This window comes from Mesorhizobium sp. M6A.T.Ce.TU.002.03.1.1, assembly GCF_003997275.1.
GTDB lineage: Bacteria > Pseudomonadota > Alphaproteobacteria > Rhizobiales > Rhizobiaceae > Mesorhizobium > Mesorhizobium mediterraneum.
In genome coordinates this window covers 1-20329 of record NZ_RZTI01000112.1, presented here as the reverse complement: position 1 = coordinate 20329, position 20329 = coordinate 1, and the positions used below count along the sequence as shown (strand labels likewise).

The following is a 20329-nucleotide window of genomic DNA, read 5'->3' as shown; positions in this document are numbered from 1 at the left end:
GCTTTCGTGACGCGGCGATCCGGTAGCGGCGGCCTGTCGTGTCGAGTGCCGCGATCGCCGCGTCACGAAAGCCGCACTGCGGATCGAGCAGCGCCAGCGGCAGCTGGTCCTGGCGTGTGGCCAAGCCTCTTTGCGAACACAGCCACATCATCGGCTCGCGGAGCACGCCGACTTCGTCCGGCGCCTGAGCCTGCCGCATGGCGATCATCAGATCGAGGATGCCGGTTTGCAGCGCGTGCGCCAATTCGGCGGAGCGGCCGACGCGCAGTTCGATCCTGACGCGCGGGTGGCTCGCGGCAAAGGTCCTGAGCAGTTCCGGCAGGCCGCTGTCGGCGAAATCCTGTGTCGTGCCTATGGCCACGCGCCCATCGGCTCGCACGCCCTTGAGAGCCAGCCACGCCTCGCGATGCACAGCAAGGATGCGCCGCGCATGGCCGACCAGATCTTCGCCCGCCGCCGTCAGGCCGCGGCCTCTTCCCTGCGGCACCAGAAGCGGTTCGCCGACAATATCGTCGAGCCGCTGCATTTGCGCCGTCACCGCCGAAGGCGAGCGACCAACGATCGATGCCGCCTTAGCAAGCGAGCCGCCGTCGACGAAGGCGAGAAAAGTTTTGAGGAGATCGGGGTCGAGCGCCTGCATAATTCAGTTATATCGAACTCTTAATCCAAAACAATTCGATTTTTTTGATGCTGCAGCCGTGACATGGTTTTCCCAGCGGCGCGAGACGCCCTCAGGAGAAAAGAAATGCCGATCATCAATGTCACCGTCACCGGCAGGCCCGATGCCGCTCTGTCCGCCGCCATCGCCAGGGAGGTGACCGAGCTGACCGCCACGCATCTGCGCAGGGACCCCACCATCACCGCGGTCGCCATATCTTATCTCGACCCGCAGCACTGGTTCGCCGGCGGCAAGTCGCTGGCCGAGCATGGCGCCAACACGTTCTGGCTCGACATCAAGGTGGTCGACGGCACCAACACCAAGCTCGAACTGGAAGCCTATCTCAAGGCGATCTTTGCCGCCTTTGGCCGCTTGCTGGGTGAGATGCACGAAGAAAGCTACGCCTTCGTGCACGAAGTGCCGGCCGCCGCCTATGGCTATGGCGGCAAGACACAGGAATTCCGCTTCATCAGCGGGAGGTTGAAAGCGGCGTGAGGGCGCCTATCCCTCCTTGCGGCGAGGGATAGGCGCAGACGTTCGTCTCACGGCTGAAACGGGCAACACCCGCAACGGTGCGTTGATCATAACGCGCAGCAGTTGTCGCCGAGACGGCAAAAGCACGACGCACGAATCTCGACGTCGGCCCGCGACATCGCCAGATCGAGGCGAGGCTGAATGTCATCGGCCTCTTCGTGCCGGCCAAGCCGATGCAGGGCTTCGACATAGCCGTGCAGGCCCCAGACGTTGTCGGGGTGCCGCGAGATCCGTCTGTAGCCACGATGCATTCCCAGATCCGCCTCATAGACCTGCGCCGCTTCTCGCATGTGGCCCTGCTCGAGCAGTAAGGCCCCAAGTGCGTGCCGCGTCGGCTGCATCCAGCCCCAAGGCTCGTCATAGGGAAGGCCGTCGTCCCGCGCCACTGCGGCGCGGAGATGCGCGAAGGCCGCTTCGTGATCGCCCTTCCGATACGCGATCTCTCCTCGAAGCATCTCCGCGGCGACCGCCAGAATATCGACGTAGCGGTAATTGAAGAACATGCGCGTTTCCGGAACGCGGGCGAACGCCTCCTCGAAGCGGCGCTGCTCCGCTTCGGCCACGGCTGTTTGTCCGAGTGCGGCATGGGCAATGCCCTTTGCATAGCGCCAGACCGCCGTGGTCGCCCGGTAGAGGTCTGGATCGTCGGGAAGCGGTTCGTCCCGGATCTCCTGCCATTTGCCGAACCGCACCAGCACGTGCGCTTTCATGGGCATATAGCCTTCCAGCCAGTCGGCCATCGGCGGCGTTGCCTGTCGCAGCAGCGCTTCCGGGACGGTGGCAAGCATTTCATTGGCTGCGTCCAGGGCGGGACGGTACTGGCCGAGGAACATCGCCGCATAGAGCTTGAAATGATAGTCGTGACATCGCGAGAGGGTATAGAAGTTGAAGGGACCCTCCCGCTCCAGATACTTGCGGTCGGCTTCGATCGCCCGCTCGTTGGCGACCAGCGCTGAGTGATAGTCGCCGCAGAGAATGTCGATGTGCGAGGGCATGTGCCGCAAATGGCCGGCGTCCGGCACGAGATCGCGAAGGGTATCGGCCGGGCGCAGTGCCTGTTCGGGATGCGGCGACATCTCGATGGCGTGAATATAGAGATGGATGAGGCCGGGGTGCGCGACCTCGCGCTCATCCGATAGGCGCAGGCTCTGTTCCAGTACCGCCACGACTTCGACTGTATCGGCGCCTTCAGCGGGTTCGCCGCTCGCGAGGTTCCACAACTGCCAGGGCGTGCGGTCCATCAATGCCTCAGCGAAGAGCGCGGCGACGTCGGGATCGTCCGGAAACGCTGCGTAGACTTTCCGCATCGCCCCCGCATAGGCGTCGCTCCAGGCGCGCAGCTCTTCGTTATCCGCCACGTGATCCGACTGGTAGCGGCGCTCCAGCCCCCGTATCAGCGCCTTCTCCACCGGTGCCGCACCGTCGGCGAGCGCTAGCGCATCCTCCGTCGCGCGACGCGCCTTGGCCAGCGTCTGCTTGAGGTCCTGCTCGTTGAAGTCGGCCCACGGCTTGTTGTAATACGGGCCGAGGGCATAGGCGATGCCCCAATGAGCCATGGCGCAGCCGGGATCACATTCGGTCGCTTTGCGGAAACACTCTTCATGGTTGAATGCGTAACGCCAGATGAGGCCGCGGTCGAACCAGACCTGAGCCTCGGACGAGCTTGTCGTCACCGGCCGGCTATATCGACCGAGGTTATAATAGTCGTGCATCGCACCCCCCAACGGACGAATAGCGGCAAGGTATATGCCCTACTCCGGGCAAGCCTGCGGTTGTAGCTTTAGGCGAGGAACGCTTCCCCCCTGCAGAGGTTCCGGTCGACCGAACTGGGCCTTCTCTGAAGACAAGATCTGCACCCGTCTGAATGTCTCACGGAGCATCCAACATAGTCTACGAACCGGATACCCATTTGCAAATGTAGGCGTGGTGCCGAATGCGGCGGCAGTATCTGTAGTTGCGCCGGAGTCGGGCACGGCGGGCGGCGAGAAGAAAGGACCTCCGCATTGACGTTGAGCCCACTTCGTCTAGGTTCTCATTGAAGCGGTCGGGAAAGAACCGCGACGTGAGAATCTGTTGGGAGAGACGCGGCATGACCCTGACACTGGCGCTGCTTGCGGGCCTCGTCGCGGCCTGGCTGCTGATCGGTGTGGTGGAAAAATTCCGCCTCGGCCTACGCTTCACCCAGGCGCTGCTCTATGTGCCGTTCAAGCTCGCCTACCGGGTCGCCGATGATCGCATCAGGATCGCCCGCAAAGCAGCTGTTCCGGTCATCTACGTCATTTCGCACCAGTCGCGCCTCGAACCGGCGCTGATGCTGTCGCTGCTGCCGGAAGACACGCTGCATATCCTCGACCAGGCCTCTGCCAGGTCGCCCTGGCTCGAACCATGGCGCGAGCTTGGCCGCACCATCGCCTTCAATGCCGAGCATGTCTTCGTCAGCCGTCGGCTGGTGCGGGTGCTGAAGGGCAAAGGCCGCCTAGCCGTCTATCTGCCGGACGCGGTCGAGCCTGATATCAAGACATTTCGCTTGTTTCGCGCCGTTACCCGCATCGCCATGCAGGCCGACGCCCGCATCGTGCCGATCTTCGTCGCCGGCGCGCGAACTCTGCCGGTATCGCTGACGCCGGCGGACAAGGCGCCGCGGCGCTGGTTTCCCCGCCTGTCGATCAGCGTGCTGGAGCCGATGACCATCACCGAGCTGGTGGCGCGAAACCCTGATCAGTCCTCGAATACCAATGCGCTGTTCGACCGTTTCGCTGAAGCCCGGCTTTTCGGCAGCGATCTTAATCGCGGCCTGTTCCTCGCCATGCGCGACGCCGCCGACCGTGTCGGCGCCTCGCATCCTATCGTCGAAGACGTGATCAGCGGCGCACTGAGCTACAGAAAGCTGTTCATCGGCGCGCGGGTGCTCGGCCGCCGCTTCGAGGCTGTGACGGCGCCGGGCGAAGCGGTTGGACTGCTGCTGCCCAACACCAATGGCGTCGTGCTGTCGCTCATTGGCCTGCTGTCGGCGAGCCGGGTGGCGGCGATGATCAACTATACCGCAGGCCCGGCCAGCGTCACCGCCGCTGTGCGCACGGCGGAGATCCGCACCGTGGTCTCGTCGCGCGCCTTTGTCGACAAGGCCAGCCTCGCAGACATCGTCGCGGCGGTGGAAGGAGGCGGCGCCAAGCTGCTGTGGCTGGAGGATGTGCGCACCAGCGTGACCGTGCTGGACAAGCTCGCCGCCGCCTTGCTGTGGCGCTGGCCGCTGCAGCCGCAGAATGCAGCCAAGCCGGCGGTGATCCTGTTCACCTCCGGCTCGGAAGGCACGCCCAAGGCGGTGGTGCTGTCGCACCGGAACCTTCTCGCCAACGCCATGCAGGCCGAAGCCCGCATCACCATCTCGCCGGCCGATATCCTGCTCAACGTGCTGCCGGTGTTCCACTCGTTCGGATTGACGGGCGGCACCATCCTGCCGCTGGTCACCGGAGTAAAACTGTTCCTCTATCCCTCGCCGCTCCACTACAAACTGATCCCTGAGGTCGCACGCAATGCAAGGCCGACCGTCATGTTCGGCACCGACACGTTCCTCGCCAATTATGCGCGCACCGCCAAGGACGGCGATTTCTCCAGCCTGCGCTTCATTGTCGCCGGCGCCGAGGCGGTGAAACCGGAGACACGCCGCGTTTACCGGGAGCGCTTCCAGGCCGAGATCATCGAGGGTTTCGGCTTGACCGAGGCAGCGCCCGTCGTTGCCGTCAACACAGCCATCCACGGCCGTGACGGCACGGTCGGGCGGCTGTTGCCGGCCATGCGCATGAAACTCGAACCGATCGAGGGCATTAGCGGCGCCGGACGGTTGTGGCTCGATGGGCCAAACCTGATGATGGGCTACATGACATCAGATCGGCCCGGCGAATTGCAGCCGCTCGACGGCTGGCATGATACCGGCGACATCGTTTCGGTCGACCGCGAGGGTTTCCTCACCATTCGCGGCCGGGCCAAGCGCTTTGCCAAAATCGCCGGCGAGATGGTGTCGCTGGGTGCCGTCGAGATGCTGGTGCAGTCGCTATGGCCGGAAGAGCACCATGCCGTGGTGGCGGTGCCGGACAGGCGCCGCGGTGAACGCATCGTGCTGGTCACCACCGCCAATGACGCCAACCCCGACGAATTGCGCAAATTCGGCAAACAGGCAGGTGCCGCCGAACTGATGGTGCCGAACGACATCGTCAAGGTCGAGGAAATCCCGGTGCTGGGTTCGGGCAAGACCGACTATGTCTCGACCCGTAAACTGGCGATCGACCGGCTGGGGCTCAGCGCGGCAGCTTAAGGGCTAGAGGGCCACCACCGACAACAGCAGGATGACGCCGACCGCCATCATCAGCAGGCCCGGCCAATTCTGCGACAGGCCGAGGAAGCCGAGGCCGCGCCGCCGCGGCTCAAGTGTCGGGCCTGGCGTTGCGAGATTTGGCGTCGAGCGATCCGGCGCCGCGCGAACAGGCGCCGGATCACTGAGCCGCCCGCGCCCTAGGGCTGCGCCAGCCATGTACACAACGCCAGCGATAATGAGCAACGAACCGATGAGGACGACAACCATTTCTTCTCCTCGCACTTCTTCAGGTGCCGCGCCTGGCGCAGCAGCTTGAGAGGTCGACGGCAAGGCGTTTCGCGAGGTCGCGCACTTCGCCCGCTGAGACAGAACGGTCTAGATGCCGGCAGGTTCCCGAGCGGGATGCGTTCAAATTGAACTGGGCATCCCGCTCCATCTCTTTGTTTAGCCGCATTTCTGCGACGCCAAGTGATCCACTTGGCTGCAAAATGCTCCAGATAACCTTCGGAGCGAATTGGCGACACGTCTGTCAGCCGATGTCTGAAGGCGGCACCTTCTCGCCTTCGCGCTTGGCGCGCCTCGAATAGGCGCGGATGCTGAACGGCAGAAAGATCAGATAGCCGGCGACCGACGCCGTCAGCGTGTACCAGGGGTAGGTCATCAACAGCAGTATATAGAGGACGACGCCGAGGATGATCGGCAGCACCCTGTCGCCCGGGACTTTCAGGCTCTTGCCGGAATACACCGGCAGCCGGCTGACCAACAGGAAGGCAACCAGAATGGTGAAACCGGTGGCAATGAAGGCGGCAGTGCGGGATGGCTCCAGGCCTAGCCGCAGGAAGGACAGATAGAGCGGCAGCATCACCAGCACGGCGCCCGCCGGCGCCGGCACGCCGACGAAATATTCGGTCTGCCAGACCGGCCGGTCCGTGTCCTCGTCAAGCACATTGAAGCGGGCAAGCCGGAGTCCGCAGGCGATGGCGAACAGGAGCGCGGCGATCCAGCCCGGCGAGCCGGCTTGGTCGAGCAGGAAGGCATAGAGCACCAGCGCGGGTGCAACGCCGAAATTGACGATATCGGCTAGCGAATCCATCTGCGCGCCGAATTTGGACGTCGCCTTCAGCATCCGGGCCAGGCGGCCATCGATGCCGTCGAGGAAGGCGGCGAGCAGCACCATTACCACTGCCGGCTCGAAACGGCCTTCGAAGCCGAAGCGGATGCCGGACAGGCCGGCGCAGATGGCGAGCACGGTGACAAGGTTGGGCAGCACCATGCGCATCGGGATTTCATGGATGCGCGGACCGCCGCTGCCATGTGCCTCGAACTTCTTGAACGGCGCGCCCACGGCTCAGGACACCCGCACGAGCGGCGTTGCGGCAATGCCGCCGAATTCGGCCAGTATGGTTTCACCGCCAACCGCGGTCTGGCCGACGGCGACACGCGGCGTCGCGGTCGACGGCAGGAACACGTCGACGCGCGAGCCGAAGCGGATCAGCCCGAAGCGCTCGCCGATGCCGATCGTGCCGCCGGTCTCGGCCCAGCAGACGATGCGCCGCGCCACCAGGCCGGCGATCTGCACCGCGGCCACCGTGCCGTTGGGGCTATCTATGACCAGCCCGTTGCGCTCGTTGTCGGCACTCGCCTTGTCGAGCGCGGCGTTGAGGAATTGGCCCGGCCGATGCTCGATCCTTGTGATGCGGCCGCGCACAGGGGCGCGGTTCACATGGCAGGAGAAAACATCCATGAACACCGAGATACGGGTCATTTCACCACCGCCGAGGCCAAGTTCGCGCGGCGGCACGGCCGGGCCGACCGCAGTGATGATGCCGTCGGCCGGACTCACCACCAGCCGGTCGTCGACAGGCGTGACGCGCTCGGGATCGCGGAAGAAATAGACGCACCAGGCCGTCAGGATGAGGCAGACCCAGAACAGGATCGAAGAGAAATAGCCGAGGAAAAGCGTCACCGCTGCGAAGGCGGCGATGAACGGATAGCCTTCGCGATGGATCGGAACGAACGTTTTCTTGATCGTGTCGACGAGGTCCATGGAATGGGAACAGCCCTAGTTTCAGGTCCGGCCTCAATAGCGGAAAGCCCCCGTGGCCGCAACGCGGCAATGAGGGCTGGCCGGCTTGGCTGGGTCCCGTCAGCGTTTGTCGATCGCAGGCGTTGGAGGGACCCAATGAGCCTGTCCGAAAAAACTGTGACTGTTGTCGGGGCGATCCGGCCTCGCTCGTCCTTGGAGATACGGTGCCTTTATCGAAGCGGCCGCCGAACGACAGCTGGAGCTAACGAATGCCGTCACAAAAATCAGCAGCCAAACAGGCGCACATCGTCATGAACGGCCTGGCCTTCGGCGAGTCGCCGCGCTGGCATGACGGCAGGCTTTGGTTCTGCAACTGGGGAACCGGCCAGGTCATCGCCGTCGATGCCGACGGCAACAGTGAGATCATGCTCACCGTGCCGGCCACCCTGCCCTATTCGATCGACTGGCTGCCGGATGGCCGCCTGGTCGTCGTCTGCGGGCGTGAAGGGCTGGTGCTGCGGCAAGAAGCAGACGGGAGGCTGGTCACGCACGCCGATCTGCGACACCTCTCAGAGAACCCTTGGAACGAGATCGTCGTCGACGGGCGAGGCAACATCTACGTCAATGGCGGCGGGCCGGCGCCGGCTCCCGGCCAGCATTTCGGCCCCGGCACCATCGTGCTGATTGCGCCGGACGGGTCGGTGCGGCAGGTGGCGGACAAGATCGCCTTCGCCAATGGCATGGCGGTGACGCCTGACAACAAGACGCTGATCGTCGCCGAATCCCACGCCAACAGGCTAACCGCCTTCGACATCGCCGCCGATGGCAGCCTTGCCAACCGGCGGCGATGGGCCGACCTCGGCAACGGCTTTCCCGACGGTATCTGTCTCGATGCCGAGGGCGCCATCTGGTATGCCGACGTGCCCAACCGGCACTGCGTGCGCGTGAGAGAAGGCGGCGCAATGCTCGAGAGCGTCGACGCCGATCGCGGCTGCTTTGCCTGCATGCTCGGCGGCGCTGAAGGCAAGACGCTGTTCATCGTCGCCGCCGAATGGCGCGGCTTCGAATACATGATCAGCGATGCCCGCACCGGCCAAATGCTCAGCATCGAGGCTCCGGCACCGGGTGCCGGCTGGCCGTAGAGCCTACACGCCGGGAATCCGCTGATAGTTGGCGATGTCGGCCCTGACGCCGAGCCGGGCTATCGTCTCCTGCGGGTTGAAGGCAATGTGCTCATGCGCGGCCTTGACGATCGGCACCACATTGTCGATGGCTGCCTGGCTTTCCCATTCGACAATGGTCACGAGGTTGAACTCCCCCGGCCCGGAGAATTGCTCGAGCAAGAAATCCTGAACGAAGCCTTTCTGCTGGCGCAACAATTCGTGCGTCATCCTGACCTTGGCGATGATTTCTTCGCGGGCTTCGCTAGGGACTACGAACTTGTCGACCCTGAACACGCTACCACTGCCATGTTGTTGATTTAGCTGTTCCATTTCCGCTCTCCGACCGCAAACAGGCGCACCGTGCCCCTTCGATCGGCGGTCTACGATCTCAACTTAGGTTGAGGTCAATCGGAAAATTCAACTCATTCTCGACACCTCAATTCACCTCCGAGGGGCGGCGGCGGACGACAACGCCGAACTCATCGCTTTCGCGAGCAATGCGCAGCCGCTCCTCAGCCTCGGTCGCCTCGCGCTGGCGGTCCCACATCGAGGCGTAGAGACCGGCCTTGCGCATCAAGGCGGCATGCGTGCCGCGCTCGGCGATCTGGCCGTCCTGCAGCACGATGATCTCGTCGGCCGAAATCACCGTCGATAGCCGATGGGCGATGACGATGGTGGTGCGCCCCTGGCTGACGAGATCGAGCGCTGCCTGTATCTCCTGTTCGGTATGGCTGTCGAGCGCCGAGGTCGCCTCGTCGAGCATCAGGATCGGCGGCGCCTTCAGGATCGTGCGGGCGATCGCCACGCGTTGCTTCTCGCCGCCGGACAGTTTCAGCCCACGTTCGCCGACCATCGAACGGTAGCCGTCGGGCAGCCGCTCGATGAACGGCCCGATCTGAGCGAGTTCAGCCGCCTTGCGGACGTCCTCTTCGCTGGCATCGACGCGACCGTAGCGGATGTTGTAGGCGATGGTGTCGTTGAACAGCACGGTGTCCTGCGGCACCATGCCGATCGCAGCGCGCAGGCTCTCCTGCGTTACGTCGCGAATGTCCTGGCCATCGATCAGGATCTTGCCGCCCTGAATGTCGTAGAAGCGGAACAGGAGCCGCGAAATGGTCGATTTGCCGGCGCCCGACGGCCCGACAATGGCAACCGTTTTTCCTGCGGGCACCTCGAAGCTGATACCTTTCAGGATTTTACGGTTGGGATCGTAGGAAAAGTGCACGTCGCGGAACTCGACCTTGCCGGCGCCGACGGCCAGCGGCTTGGCACCCGGTCTGTCGACGATCTCCTGCGGCACATCGAGCAGATCGAACATCTGCTCGATGTCGGTCAGCCCCTGGCGAATTTCGCGATAGATGAAGCCGATGAAATTGAGCGGCACCGAAAGCTGCATCAGCATGGCGTTGATGAAGACGAAGTCGCCAACCGTCTGCGTGCCGGCCTGCACCTCCAGCGCCGAAAGGCACATCACGACGACCGTGCCGAGACCGAAGATGACGCCCTGGCCGAAGTTCAGCCAGCCGAGCGAGGTCCAGATCCTGGTGGCTGATATCTCGTAGCGCGCCATCGACCGGTCGAAGCGCTCGGCTTCCATGCTCTCGTTGTTGAAATACTTGACCGTCTCGAAATTGAGCAGCGAGTCGATAGCCTTGGTGCTGGCGTCGGTGTCGCTGTCGTTCATGTCGCGGCGAATGACGATGCGCCAGTCGCTCGCCCTTATGGTGAACCAGATGTAGAGCCAGACCGTCACCGCCACCACAGCCACGTATTTCCAGCCATAGGTGACGGCGAAGATGCCGGCTGTCAGCGCGAATTCGAGGATGGTCGGCAAGGTGTTGAGGACGGTGAAGCGGACGATCGTCTCGATGCCCTTGGTGCCGCGCTCGATGATGCGCGACAGACCTCCGGTACGGCGCTCGAGATGGAAGCGCAGCGACAGCTGATGCATGTGGATGAAGGTACGGAAGGCGAGCTGGCGCACCGCATATTGTCCGACGCGGGCAAACAGCGCGTCGCGCAATTGGTTGAAACCGAGCTGCACCAGCCGCACGACATTATAGGCGACGACCAGCATGACCGGCGCCAGCAGGAAGGTCGGCAATGGCGGCACCGACTTGGCGTCGCCGGCCAGCGCATCGGTAGCCCATTTGAAGAAATAGGGACCGGCAACCAGTGTCAGCTTGGCGACGACCAGAAGCACTGTCGCCCATGCCACCCGCGCCCTAAGGTCGGCACGGTCGGCCGGCCACATGTAGGGCCACAGATTGCGCAATGTCCTGAAGGTCGAGCCGGAATCGGCGGAGACGGTTTTTTCGGCCATTTCTATGCCTTTTCGTATTTCTTAGCGGCCAGAGCAGCAGGAATTGACGAGCGCGGCCAGCGATGCAGAAACATCAGCTAGCGCATCGCCGTCGACCTGATAGCGCGAGCGTTGCCGGTCCGGTTCGTAGCGGACGAGCCCAGCGTCGACCAATATCTTCAAGTGCTGGGAGACGGTGGACTGTGCCAGGTCGAGATGGTCGACGACCTCCCGGCAGCAGCAGGAGCGGCTGGCCGAAAGATGCCTAAGGATCTCGATCCGCGCCGGGTGCGAAAGCGCGGCGAGCTTCGCGGCCACGGCGCGACTATCGGCGACGCCGCAGGTCTTCTCGATCAGGGGAGTATTCATCGTCTATCGGCGATAGGCGATGAACGAACTTTCCGCAAGAGGTCGGAAAGAAGAAAAGGATTTCTAATCGGCTTTTTTCGGGGCCGTCGTCATCTGGTCGCCCATTGCCTTGAAGTCGGCAGCCTCGCCTTCCTTCGACGTTTCCGGGACCTTGAAGACCTGCCCCGGCCATATGCGGTCGGGATTCCTGATCTGATCCTGATTGGCGAGGTAGATTGTCGAGTAGCGAACACCTTGGCCGTAGACCCGCCGCGAAATCCGCCACAGCGTATCGTGGCGGCGGATGATGACGGCGCTGTCGGCGTGTTCGAGTTTCGGCGCCGCGGTCTCGGGCACTTCAGCCGGGGGCGTCGCAGCCGCGACATCGGCCGGAGCCTCGGCTGCAGGAGCCGCAGGCGTCGTCGCATCAGCGCCCGCAGCCGGCGTGGCGGGGTCGGTTGCAGGCGCGGCCGGCTTCGCCACCGCGGCGACCGACTCGCCCGGCTCGCGCTCGAACGGCACGGCGGCACGGGCCACCACCTTGATCCCGTCGGCATCGAGCGCGTCGACATGGATGGTGTAGGTGCCGACCGGAATGTTGCGCGTCGCCTCGACCAGGAAATTGCCGTCGGGCGATGTCTTCGCGTCGCCGAGCAAGATATCGTTGGCATAGGCGCGTACCTTGCGGCCGGGATCGGCGAGTCCGGCGACGAAGATCTTGCTGCCGTCGATCTCGATCGCTTCGACGACGATCTTTGGCCCTGCGGCTGGCGTTGCGGGTGCGACCGGCACTTCCGGAGCGGCGGGGGCGGCATCGACAGTGGCCGGTGCCGCCGGTGCGGCTGGGGCCGGTGCCGCGGCAGCGGGGTCCTCGGCAGCCGGAGCGGCCGCCTTGTCGCCGGCAGGCGATTCAGGCTTCTTCTCGGGTGCAGGAACGGTGAGCAATTCGGAGGGCTTGCCGGGTTCTTCGATCATCGCCAGCACCTGGCCAGCAGGACTCTGGGGGATCGAGACGACGGCTGTCTGCACAGAGGGGGTCACGACATTGCCGGTCATTGACCGCAGCGCGATCGTGTAATCGCCGGGTTTCAGCGGATCGTCGAGAACGATGGCGAAAGCGCCATCGGCACCGGCGACGGTCGAGCCGAGAACCGTCGAACCATTGAGTATCTCGACCTTGGCGTTGGGTGCGGCATTGCCGGCGACGACGATAGAGCCTTTGATTTCAACCCGAACGATATCGAAGGTCGGCGCGATCGCATCGGCCGTGGCCGGCGCTGCCGGTGCCATCGCATCTGTGGCCGGCGCGGGCGGAGGCGGCCCATCGGTCCCTGGCTCGGCCGGCTTCTGGACCGGCGGCGTCAGCGATACCACTTCCGCCGGTGGCGTGCGATTGAGATACGGATCGAGCGCGCCCGACACATAGGCGGTTCCCGCCGCGGCGACGGAGCCGCCGGCGGCGAACAAAAACGCCTTCAATGGATTAATTGCCATATTTCCCTGCCCTTAGCCACCTAATGCCGGTCTAGCCTGTTTTGCCCATACCGACAAGAAAAACGGGCAGACAAGAAAAACGGGCAGACAAGAAAAAGCCCGCCCCGGGCTTGACCACGAATAAAGACCCAATCACCAATCATCTCATGAACACGATTCGATCCGTCTGCGTCTATTGCGGCTCATCGCCGGGCCGCGATCAGACCTATGCCAAGGCCGGGCACCTGCTCGGGCGCTCGATTGCCAAGTCCGGCCTGCGTCTGATCTATGGCGGCGGCACCAGGGGCATCATGGGAGCCGTTGCCGAAGGCGCATTGCGAGCCGGCGGCAAGGTGACGGGCATCATTCCGCGCTTCCTGATCAACAGGGAGGCCACCGAAACCGCGCTTGACCGGCTCGACGAGCTCGTGATCACCGATAATATGCACGAGCGCAAACACGCCATGTTCGAGAAATCCGACGCCTTTGTGGCGCTGCCGGGCGGCATCGGCACGGTCGAGGAAATTATCGAGATCATGACCTGGGCGCAGCTCGGCCATCATCGCAAGCCGATCGTCTTCGGCAATGTTGGGGGATTCTGGGACCCGATGCTGGCGCTGCTCGACCATATGATGGCCGAAGGCTTCATCCACACCGCGCAGCGGGTCAAGCCGCTGGTGGTTGACGACCCCGAAGCAATCGTCGCCGCCATCATGGTCGCTGGATCGTCGGTCGATGCGCCGACCGAGGGTGTGCAGTCGGTAATCGACAAGCTTTAGGGGAGTAAGGCAGTAAGGGAGTAGGGCAGTATGTAGTGCATGCCGCGCTCATGAGGCGCTGCCCTACTGCCCTACTGCCCTACTGCCCTACTGCCCTACTGCCCTACTGCCCTACTGTCCTACTGTCCTACTGTCCTACTGCCCTACTGCCCTACCCGCCAGATGACATTGCCGACATCGTCGGCGACGAGCAGTGCGCCGGTCTGATCAATAGCAACGCCGACCGGACGGCCCATCGCCTTGCCATCATGCCCAATGAAGCCAGTGAGCACATCCTTCGGGGGACCGCTCGGTTTACCACCGCGGAACGGCACGAAGATCACCTTGTAGCCGCTGTGCACGCTTCTGTTCCACGAGCCGTGCTGGCCGACGAAGGCGCCGTTGCCGTAGGCCGGACCGAGCGACGCGCCTTTGGAAAAAGTCAGTCCCAGCGAGGCGGTATGCGAACCCAGGGCATAGTCGGGCTTGACCGCCCTCGCCACGAGATCGGGGCGCTGCGGCTTGACGCGTTCGTCGACGTTCTGTCCGTAGTAGCTGTAAGGCCAGCCGTAGAACGCGCCGTCACGAACCGAGGTCATGTAATCCGGCACGAGATCGTCGCCGATCTCGTCACGCTCGTTCACGGCGACCCAAAGCTCGCCAGTTTCAGGATTCCAGGAGAGCCCGTTCGGGTTGCGCAGGCCCGAGGCGAAGACCCGGGTGCGGCGGGTGGACAAATCCACTTCAAGGACGGCGGCGCGGTTCTTCTCCGCGGCCATGCCGTTTTCTCCAACGTTACTGTTGGACCCGACGGTGGCATAGAGCTTGCGTCCATCCGGACTTGCGATCACGTCCTTGGTCCAATGATGGTTGAGGTCTCCGGCCGGCAAGTCGATGATCTTTTCCGGCGGCGTGGTGACTCGGGTCTGGCCATTGAAGTAGGGGAAAGCGACGAGCGCATCGGTATTCGCGATGTAGAGCTTGCCTTTGGACAGCGTCATACCGAAGGGTGAATTGAGGCCTTCCGCGAACGTCCTGCGCACATCCGCAACGCCGTCGCCATTGGTGTCGCGCAGGAGGGTGATGCGGTTGGCGCTTTTGGTCGCGGCGCCGGCCCGCTTCATAGCCAGATCCATGAAGACCTTTCTAAGGCTGAAGCCTTCGTCATGCTTGGCAGGGGCGTTGGTTTCGGCAACCAGCACGTCGCCGTTCGGAAGCACATGCAGCCAGCGCGGATGGTCAAGGCCGGTGGCGAAGGCGTTCACCGTCAGCCCCCTCGCCGGGGTCGGCATACCACCCTCCTGCCAGCCTTTCGCCTCGGCGATGTTGACGGTCGGAATCAGCGTCGGTCTTGGCTTCGGTAAAGTGGGGTTGGGGCCATAGCCGGTTATTGCCTCCGTTTTCTGCGCTGGAAAGCCGGCGCAGCTCGCCATGACGGCTCCCAATACCGCTATGAATATGCTTCGTGGGAAGCCGGCATGCATCGGACGTCCTCCGCATGGATTTGCGTCGTGCTCTTTGCGTAAACGCCAGTCAACGACGTATTATTCCAAATTGCCTCCAAACAGCGGCGTTCGTGTGTGCGCCTCGGACCACGGTCAAACTGTCAAGAAACCGTCACACGAAACCGGGAGCGCCCGTGCTAGGAATCACCGGCCGCTGCGGCCGCGCGGCGTTGTTTTCAAAAAGCTGGCCAAGCGACCATGAACATCGCCCTCAACCCGGAAGGCACCGACTTGTCGCCGTACCTGCCCGACGAGCATGGGTTGTTCTTCATCTATCACTTCACCGCCGAAGGCACGCGAACCAAAGACCCGGCCGCCGCACACTGGACATGGCGCAGCTATCAGCTTTCCGACATGCGTGCCCGCCACGAGATCGCCGCCGATCAGGCTTTGCCGCCGCCGGTGCGCGATGCCTTCCTGTCGGCCGGCCATGGCTGCCATATCGACCTTGAGGGCGACTGGCTCTATGGCGATCTGCCGGACCTGCGCCACGACTATTCAGCCGAGGCACGTGGGCTCGGCCATTTCCGCTTCGCTTTCAACGACACGATGCTGATCGGCGGCCGCAAGCAACCGCTGCAGTTGGTCGACAATGTCCGTAAGGCGATCGACAATGGGTCGCGCAAATTCCGCTCTCCTGCCGAACTCATCGAGGCTGTCATGGGCCAGTCGCTCGACGGCATGGCGACGGAGCTCGGTGGCCTTGGCGACACGCTCGACGGGATCGAGGATCGCATCGTCTGCGATGCATGGCACAATGAGCGGCAGGCGCTGGTCGATGCACGCCGGCATCTGGTGGTGATCCACCGGCAGATGGCGACGCTGACCAGCCTGTTCCGTCATCTCGACCATTCGCATCGCAACGATTTGCCCGACACAATCAACGACATGGCGGCACGGCTTTCGCACCGCGCTCATACATTGCATCATGACGGCGAGCAATTGCAGGCGCGTGCCCGGCTCTTGCAGGACGAGCTGATGGCCAAGCTGACGACGCAGTCGAACCAGTTGCTCTACATGCTGTCGGTGATGACGGCGGTGCTGTTGCCGATGACGATCATCTCAAGCCTGTTCGGCATGAATGTCGGCGGCCTGCCGCTGGTCGACACGCCGATGGGTTTTTGGGTGGCGTCGGCGATATCGCTGGCAGTCGCGGCGGTCGTCTACCTGTTCGTCAGGCGGCTGGGGCGCGGGATGTAGCGGCAACCGTTACAAGGTTGCGCGAAAGTCCTCGACGACAGTGCCGGCGGCGCGCACCTCCGCTTCGTGGTTCGGCTCGCGCCACGTCTCGGCAAGGGCTGCCGCGTACCATTCGCGCATCGCCGGCAGAGCAAGCAATCGCGCCGGATAGGCGGCAGCTGCGCCCTCGAAAGGCAGTCCGTAGGACTGAACCCTAAACGCCACCGGGGCAAAGAAGGCGTCAACGGCGGTGAAGCGATCGCCAGCCAGGAACGGTCCGCCGAAGCGGCGCAGCCCTTCGTCCCAGAGATCGCCGAGACGGAAGAGGTCGTGCTTCAGCTCATCGGAGATCGGCACCGGCGCGATGCGGACACCGCAGTTCATCGGACAGGAGCCGCGCAAGGCGGTGAAGCTCGAATGCATTTCGGCCGCAGCCGACCGCGCCCAGGCTCGCGCCTTCGCGTCGGCAGGCCAGACGCCGGCGTGGCGCTCGGCCAGATATTCGGCGATGGCGAGCGAATCCCAAACCGCCCAGCCGTCGTCGATCAGGCAAGGTACGCGGCCGCTGGGCGAGAACGGCCGGTAGAGGCTCCAGCTCGATCCGGTCGGAAACGGAGTCAGCCGCTCCTCGAAGGAGACGTCCAATGTCCGCATCAGCACCCAGGGCCGCAGCGACCACGAGGAATAATTCTTGTTTGCTATGTGCAGCAAGTACATCGAAAATCCCCCTAACGCACTGCCGGCCGGATCTCGCGACCGCGGAACATCGACCAGGAATAGATCGCCAGCGCCGTCCAGATCAGGCCGAAGGCGATGGCCTGGGTGCTGCCGAAGGGTTCGCCGAAAATCAGCACGGCGATCAGGAACACAATGGTCGGCGCGATATACTGCATGATGCCGATGGTGGAGAGACGCAGCAGCTTGGCCCCGAAGGCAAACAGCAGCAACGGTATGGCGGTGACCGGGCCGCAGCCGATCAGCAGCGCCGTATCGTCCAGGGAACTGGAGACGAAATGGTCCTGCCCGGTGACGATGAGGAAGATGATGTAGCCGAGCGCCGGCACCGACAACAACAGCACTTCGAGCAGAAAGCCCTGGCTCGGACCGATTGGCAGCGTCTTGCGGAAGAAGGCATAGGCGGCAAAGGAAAACGCCAGCACCAGTGATACCCAGGGTAGCTTGCCGGCGTCGATCGTCAGCACTGCGACCGCGATCGCCGCCAGCACCACCGCCGCGATCTGCAGCCGGTCGAGCCGTTCGCCGAGCAGCAGCGCGCCGACAACAACGCTGACAAGCGGGTTGATGTAGTAGCCTAGCGCGGTCTCGATGGTACGGTCGACCGCGATAGCCCAGACATAGATGCCCCAGTTGACTGAAATCAGCGCTGCCGTCAGCACCGCCATCGAAATGATGCGCGGCGAACGGATTGCGGCCTTGAAGTCCGCCGTGCGGCCGGCCCAGACCAAAACGGCCGCAGCGATCGGCACAGACCAGACGATGCGGTGCGCGATGACTTCGGCCAGCGGCAGATGCGCGACCGCCTTCATGTAGAAAGGCAGCAACCCCCACAGGAGATAGGCGCCCAGCGCCAGCAGAAAGCCACGCCGGGCCTTTGAGTCTGCTTCGAGCTGAATTGCTTGCGTGGCCATGGCCCAACGCTATGCGCCAGCCGCCGTGCCAAGACCATCGCAAAGTTCTGATGGATCAATGGACTTTCGCTGATGGTTCAATCTTACTCCGCCGCTACCAGCCCGGCCATCTCTCGGTTCTTCATCAGCTTGTAGACGATCGAATCCATCAGCGCCTGGAACGAGGCGTCGATGATGTTTTCTGAGACGCCGACCGTCCACCAGCGGGCGCCGGTGCCGTCATGCGATTCAACCAGCACGCGGGTGATCGCCTCGGTGCCGCCATTGAGGATACGCACCTTGAAGTCCGCAAGCTCGAGGTCGGCGATCTCGTCCTGGAATTTTCCGAGATCCTTGCGCAGCGCGATATCGAGCGCGTTGACCGGGCCGTGCCCTTCCGCCACCGACATTTTTTCCTCGCCGTCGACCATCACCTTGACGATCGCCTCGGAGACCGTCTTCAGCTGGCCGTTGGCGTCGAAGCGGCGCTCGACCATGCAGCGGAACGAGGTGACGCTGAAGAATTCCGGCAGGCCGTGCAGCATCTTGCGCGCCAGAAGCTCGAAGCTGGCGTCGGCGCCTTCATAGGCATAGCCCTCGGCCTCACGCTCCTTGACCACTGATATCAGCGCATCGAGCCGGTGGTCGTCCCGGGGCATGTCGATGCCGCGCCGCTTCAGCTCGGCGAGGAAATTGGCCCTGCCGCCCTGGTCCGAGACCATGACGCGGCGGCGGTTGCCGACCGCTTCCGGCGGCACATGCTCGTAGGTGGCAGGCTCCTTGGCCAGCGCCGAGGCATGGATGCCTGCCTTGGTGGCGAAGGCGGAAGCGCCGACATAGGGCGCCTGCGCTTCCGGCGCACGGTTCAGCAATTCGTCAAAGGCGCGGGATAGGCGCGATATCCCAGCCAATGCTTCGGCCGAAATACCTGTCTCAAAGCGGCTGGAAAAGGCCGGCTTCAGCGCCAGGGTCGGCACGATCGAGATCAGATTGGCGTTGCCGCAGCGCTCGCCGATGCCGTTCAGCGTGCCCTGAATCTGACGCACGCCGGCCTCGACGGCCGCCAGCGAATTCGCCACGGCCTGGCCAGTGTCGTCATGGGCATGGATGCCGAGATGGTCTCCGGGAATGCCTGAGGCGATGACCTTCTCGACGATGGCGCGCACTTCCGAGGGCTGCGTGCCGCCATTGGTGTCACACAGCACCACCCAGCGCGCGCCGGCGTCGTAAGCGGTCCTGGCGCAGGCCAGCGCATAATCGGGATTGGCCTTGAAGCCGTCGAAGAAATGCTCGCAGTCGACCAGCGCTTCCTTCCCGGCAGCAACCGCCGCCTCGACCGAGGCCTTGATCGCCTCGAGGTTTTCTTCGTTGGTGCAGCCCAGCGCGACGCGGACATGGTAGTCCCAGCTCTTGGCGACAAAGCAGATTGCGTCCGATTTCGACTGAACAAGTGCGGCAAGCCCGGGATCGTTCGAAGCCGACACCCCTGCCCGCTTGGTCATGCCGAAGGCGACGAATTTGGCGCTAGTCGTGCGGTGCTCGGCAAAGAAGGCGGTGTCGGTCGGATTGGCGCCGGGATAGCCGCCCTCGACATAGTCGATGCCGAACTCGTCGAGCAGCTTGGCGATGGCGATCTTGTCCTCGACGGAAAAGTCGATGCCGGGCGTCTGCTGGCCGTCGCGCAGAGTGGTGTCGAAGAGATAGAGGCGTTGTTTTTTCATGGCAATAGCCCGAAAGGCCGCGATCCGTCGCGCCCCCCTCTGTCCTGCCGGACATCTCCCCCACGGGTGGGGAGATTGGCTGTCCCGTCTGCTTTCGCAAACCTTCGAGGTTGCAGGACAAGCGGCAAGGCCGAAGCTGCCGATCTCCCCCCAAGTGGGGGAGATGCCCGGCAGGGCAGAGGGGGGCGCCGTAGAGCACGAATAGCCATCATCATTTCCCCGCAAACCGGTCCGTCGCCCGGATCAGCCGGTCGAGGATGCCCGGCTCCGAATATGCATGGCCGGCGCCCTCGATCAGGTGGAAATCCGCCTTCGGCCACGCCTTGTGCAGCGCCCACGCATAGCGCGCCGGGCACGGCATGTCATAGCGGCCGTGGATGATGGTGCCGGGGATGTCCTTCAGCTTGAACGCATCGCGCAGCAGCTGCCCTTCCTCCAGCCAGCCGGCATTGACGAAATAGTGGTTCTCGATGCGGGCAAAGGCGACTGCGTAGTCGTCTTCGCCAAACGGGGCGCTGGTTTCAGGCTCGGGCAATAGCGTGATCGTCTCGCCTTCCCACAGGCTCCAGGCGCGGGCCGCCTCGACCTGTGCCTTGCGGTCGCTGCCGACCAGCCGCTTGCGATAGGCGGCCATCATGTCGCCGCGCTCGGCCTCGGGGATCGGCGCCAGGAAGCGTTCCCATTTGTCGGGGAACATTTCCGAGACGCCGAACTGGTAATAC

18 protein-coding genes and 1 pseudogene are annotated in these 20329 nt (G+C 63.6%); 5 read left to right on the top strand and 14 right to left on the bottom strand.

The window, feature by feature from the left end; translation table 11 throughout:
• Positions 1 to 640, bottom strand: a 640-nt coding sequence (locus EOC93_RS25660) for a LysR substrate-binding domain-containing protein (protein WP_127206001.1), incomplete at its 3' end; no start/stop codon positions are given.
• A gap of 105 nt (positions 641 to 745) precedes the next feature.
• On the opposite strand from EOC93_RS25660, the gene EOC93_RS25655 reads away from it, so the two are divergent.
• Positions 746 to 1153 (top strand): 4-oxalocrotonate tautomerase family protein, encoded by a 408-nt coding sequence (locus tag EOC93_RS25655; RefSeq protein WP_127206000.1) that lies wholly within the window; start codon positions 746 to 748, stop codon positions 1151 to 1153.
• An 86-nt stretch (positions 1154 to 1239) separates the two neighbouring features.
• Here EOC93_RS25655 and EOC93_RS25650 read toward each other — a convergent pair whose 3' ends face one another.
• Positions 1240 to 2904, bottom strand: a complete 1665-nt coding sequence (locus EOC93_RS25650; RefSeq protein WP_127205999.1) for a hypothetical protein — start codon at positions 2902 to 2904, stop codon at positions 1240 to 1242.
• 377 nt (positions 2905 to 3281) lie between these two features.
• Between EOC93_RS25650 and EOC93_RS25645 the strand changes: the two genes are divergently transcribed.
• On the top strand, positions 3282 to 5504 hold the full coding sequence (locus EOC93_RS25645; protein WP_127205998.1) for an AMP-binding protein: 2223 nt from the start codon (positions 3282 to 3284) through the stop codon (positions 5502 to 5504).
• A 3-nt stretch (positions 5505 to 5507) separates the two neighbouring features.
• Here EOC93_RS25645 and EOC93_RS25640 read toward each other — a convergent pair whose 3' ends face one another.
• The 3 genes from EOC93_RS25640 to EOC93_RS25630 form a co-directional block, all read right to left on the bottom strand.
• A complete protein-coding gene (locus EOC93_RS25640) occupies positions 5508 to 5771 on the bottom strand; it encodes a hypothetical protein (protein WP_127205997.1) in 264 nt (87 codons plus the stop codon).
• A 262-nt stretch (positions 5772 to 6033) separates the two neighbouring features.
• A complete protein-coding gene (pssA, locus tag EOC93_RS25635; protein ID WP_095483176.1) occupies positions 6034 to 6849 on the bottom strand; it encodes a CDP-diacylglycerol--serine O-phosphatidyltransferase in 816 nt (271 codons plus the stop codon).
• 3 nt (positions 6850 to 6852) lie between these two features.
• Positions 6853 to 7551 (bottom strand): phosphatidylserine decarboxylase, encoded by a 699-nt coding sequence (locus EOC93_RS25630; RefSeq protein ID WP_095483175.1) that lies wholly within the window; start codon positions 7549 to 7551, stop codon positions 6853 to 6855.
• Positions 7552 to 7799: 248 nt separating this feature from the next.
• On the opposite strand from EOC93_RS25630, the gene EOC93_RS25625 reads away from it, so the two are divergent.
• Positions 7800 to 8672, top strand: coding sequence for an SMP-30/gluconolactonase/LRE family protein (locus tag EOC93_RS25625; protein WP_127205996.1), 873 nt, complete (start codon positions 7800 to 7802; stop codon positions 8670 to 8672).
• A 3-nt stretch (positions 8673 to 8675) separates the two neighbouring features.
• Here EOC93_RS25625 and EOC93_RS25620 read toward each other — a convergent pair whose 3' ends face one another.
• From EOC93_RS25620 to EOC93_RS25605, 4 genes are all read right to left on the bottom strand, one after another.
• The gene (locus tag EOC93_RS25620) at positions 8676 to 9023 is read right to left on the bottom strand and encodes an antibiotic biosynthesis monooxygenase (RefSeq protein WP_095483173.1); all 348 of its coding nucleotides are present in this window, start codon (positions 9021 to 9023) and stop codon (positions 8676 to 8678) included.
• A gap of 106 nt (positions 9024 to 9129) precedes the next feature.
• The gene (locus tag EOC93_RS25615) at positions 9130 to 11016 is read right to left on the bottom strand and encodes an ABC transporter ATP-binding protein/permease (protein ID WP_127205995.1); all 1887 of its coding nucleotides are present in this window, start codon (positions 11014 to 11016) and stop codon (positions 9130 to 9132) included.
• A 21-nt stretch (positions 11017 to 11037) separates the two neighbouring features.
• Complete coding sequence (locus EOC93_RS25610) at positions 11038 to 11364, bottom strand: metalloregulator ArsR/SmtB family transcription factor (protein WP_095483171.1); 327 nt, start codon at positions 11362 to 11364, stop codon at positions 11038 to 11040.
• A 63-nt stretch (positions 11365 to 11427) separates the two neighbouring features.
• Positions 11428 to 12837 (bottom strand): LysM peptidoglycan-binding domain-containing protein, encoded by a 1410-nt coding sequence (locus tag EOC93_RS25605; RefSeq protein WP_127205994.1) that lies wholly within the window; start codon positions 12835 to 12837, stop codon positions 11428 to 11430.
• Between the two features lie 146 nt (positions 12838 to 12983).
• On the opposite strand from EOC93_RS25605, the gene EOC93_RS25600 reads away from it, so the two are divergent.
• A complete protein-coding gene (locus EOC93_RS25600; RefSeq protein ID WP_095483169.1) occupies positions 12984 to 13595 on the top strand; it encodes a TIGR00730 family Rossman fold protein in 612 nt (203 codons plus the stop codon).
• A gap of 143 nt (positions 13596 to 13738) precedes the next feature.
• On the opposite strand, the gene EOC93_RS25595 is transcribed toward EOC93_RS25600, so the two are convergent.
• Positions 13739 to 15058 carry a sorbosone dehydrogenase family protein gene (locus EOC93_RS25595; RefSeq protein WP_127205993.1) on the bottom strand — a complete coding sequence of 440 codons (1320 nt, stop codon included), beginning with the start codon at positions 15056 to 15058 and terminating at the stop codon, positions 13739 to 13741.
• 219 nt (positions 15059 to 15277) lie between these two features.
• Between EOC93_RS25595 and EOC93_RS25590 the strand changes: the two genes are divergently transcribed.
• A complete protein-coding gene (locus tag EOC93_RS25590; protein ID WP_127205992.1) occupies positions 15278 to 16279 on the top strand; it encodes a transporter in 1002 nt (333 codons plus the stop codon).
• A 9-nt stretch (positions 16280 to 16288) separates the two neighbouring features.
• Here the strand turns inward: EOC93_RS25590 and EOC93_RS25585 are convergent, their stop codons facing one another.
• The 4 genes and pseudogenes from EOC93_RS25585 to EOC93_RS25565 all read right to left on the bottom strand — a co-directional run.
• Positions 16289 to 16975 (bottom strand): glutathione S-transferase family protein, encoded by a 687-nt coding sequence (locus EOC93_RS25585; protein WP_127205991.1) that lies wholly within the window; start codon positions 16973 to 16975, stop codon positions 16289 to 16291.
• A gap of 11 nt (positions 16976 to 16986) precedes the next feature.
• The gene (gene rarD, locus EOC93_RS25580; protein ID WP_127205990.1) at positions 16987 to 17907 is read right to left on the bottom strand and encodes an EamA family transporter RarD; all 921 of its coding nucleotides are present in this window, start codon (positions 17905 to 17907) and stop codon (positions 16987 to 16989) included.
• 83 nt (positions 17908 to 17990) lie between these two features.
• Positions 17991 to 19607, bottom strand: a complete 1617-nt coding sequence (cimA, locus tag EOC93_RS25575) for a citramalate synthase (RefSeq protein ID WP_127205989.1) — start codon at positions 19605 to 19607, stop codon at positions 17991 to 17993.
• Between the two features lie 211 nt (positions 19608 to 19818).
• Positions 19819 to 20329: pseudogene (locus EOC93_RS25565) on the bottom strand (prolyl aminopeptidase); the annotation flags it as partial.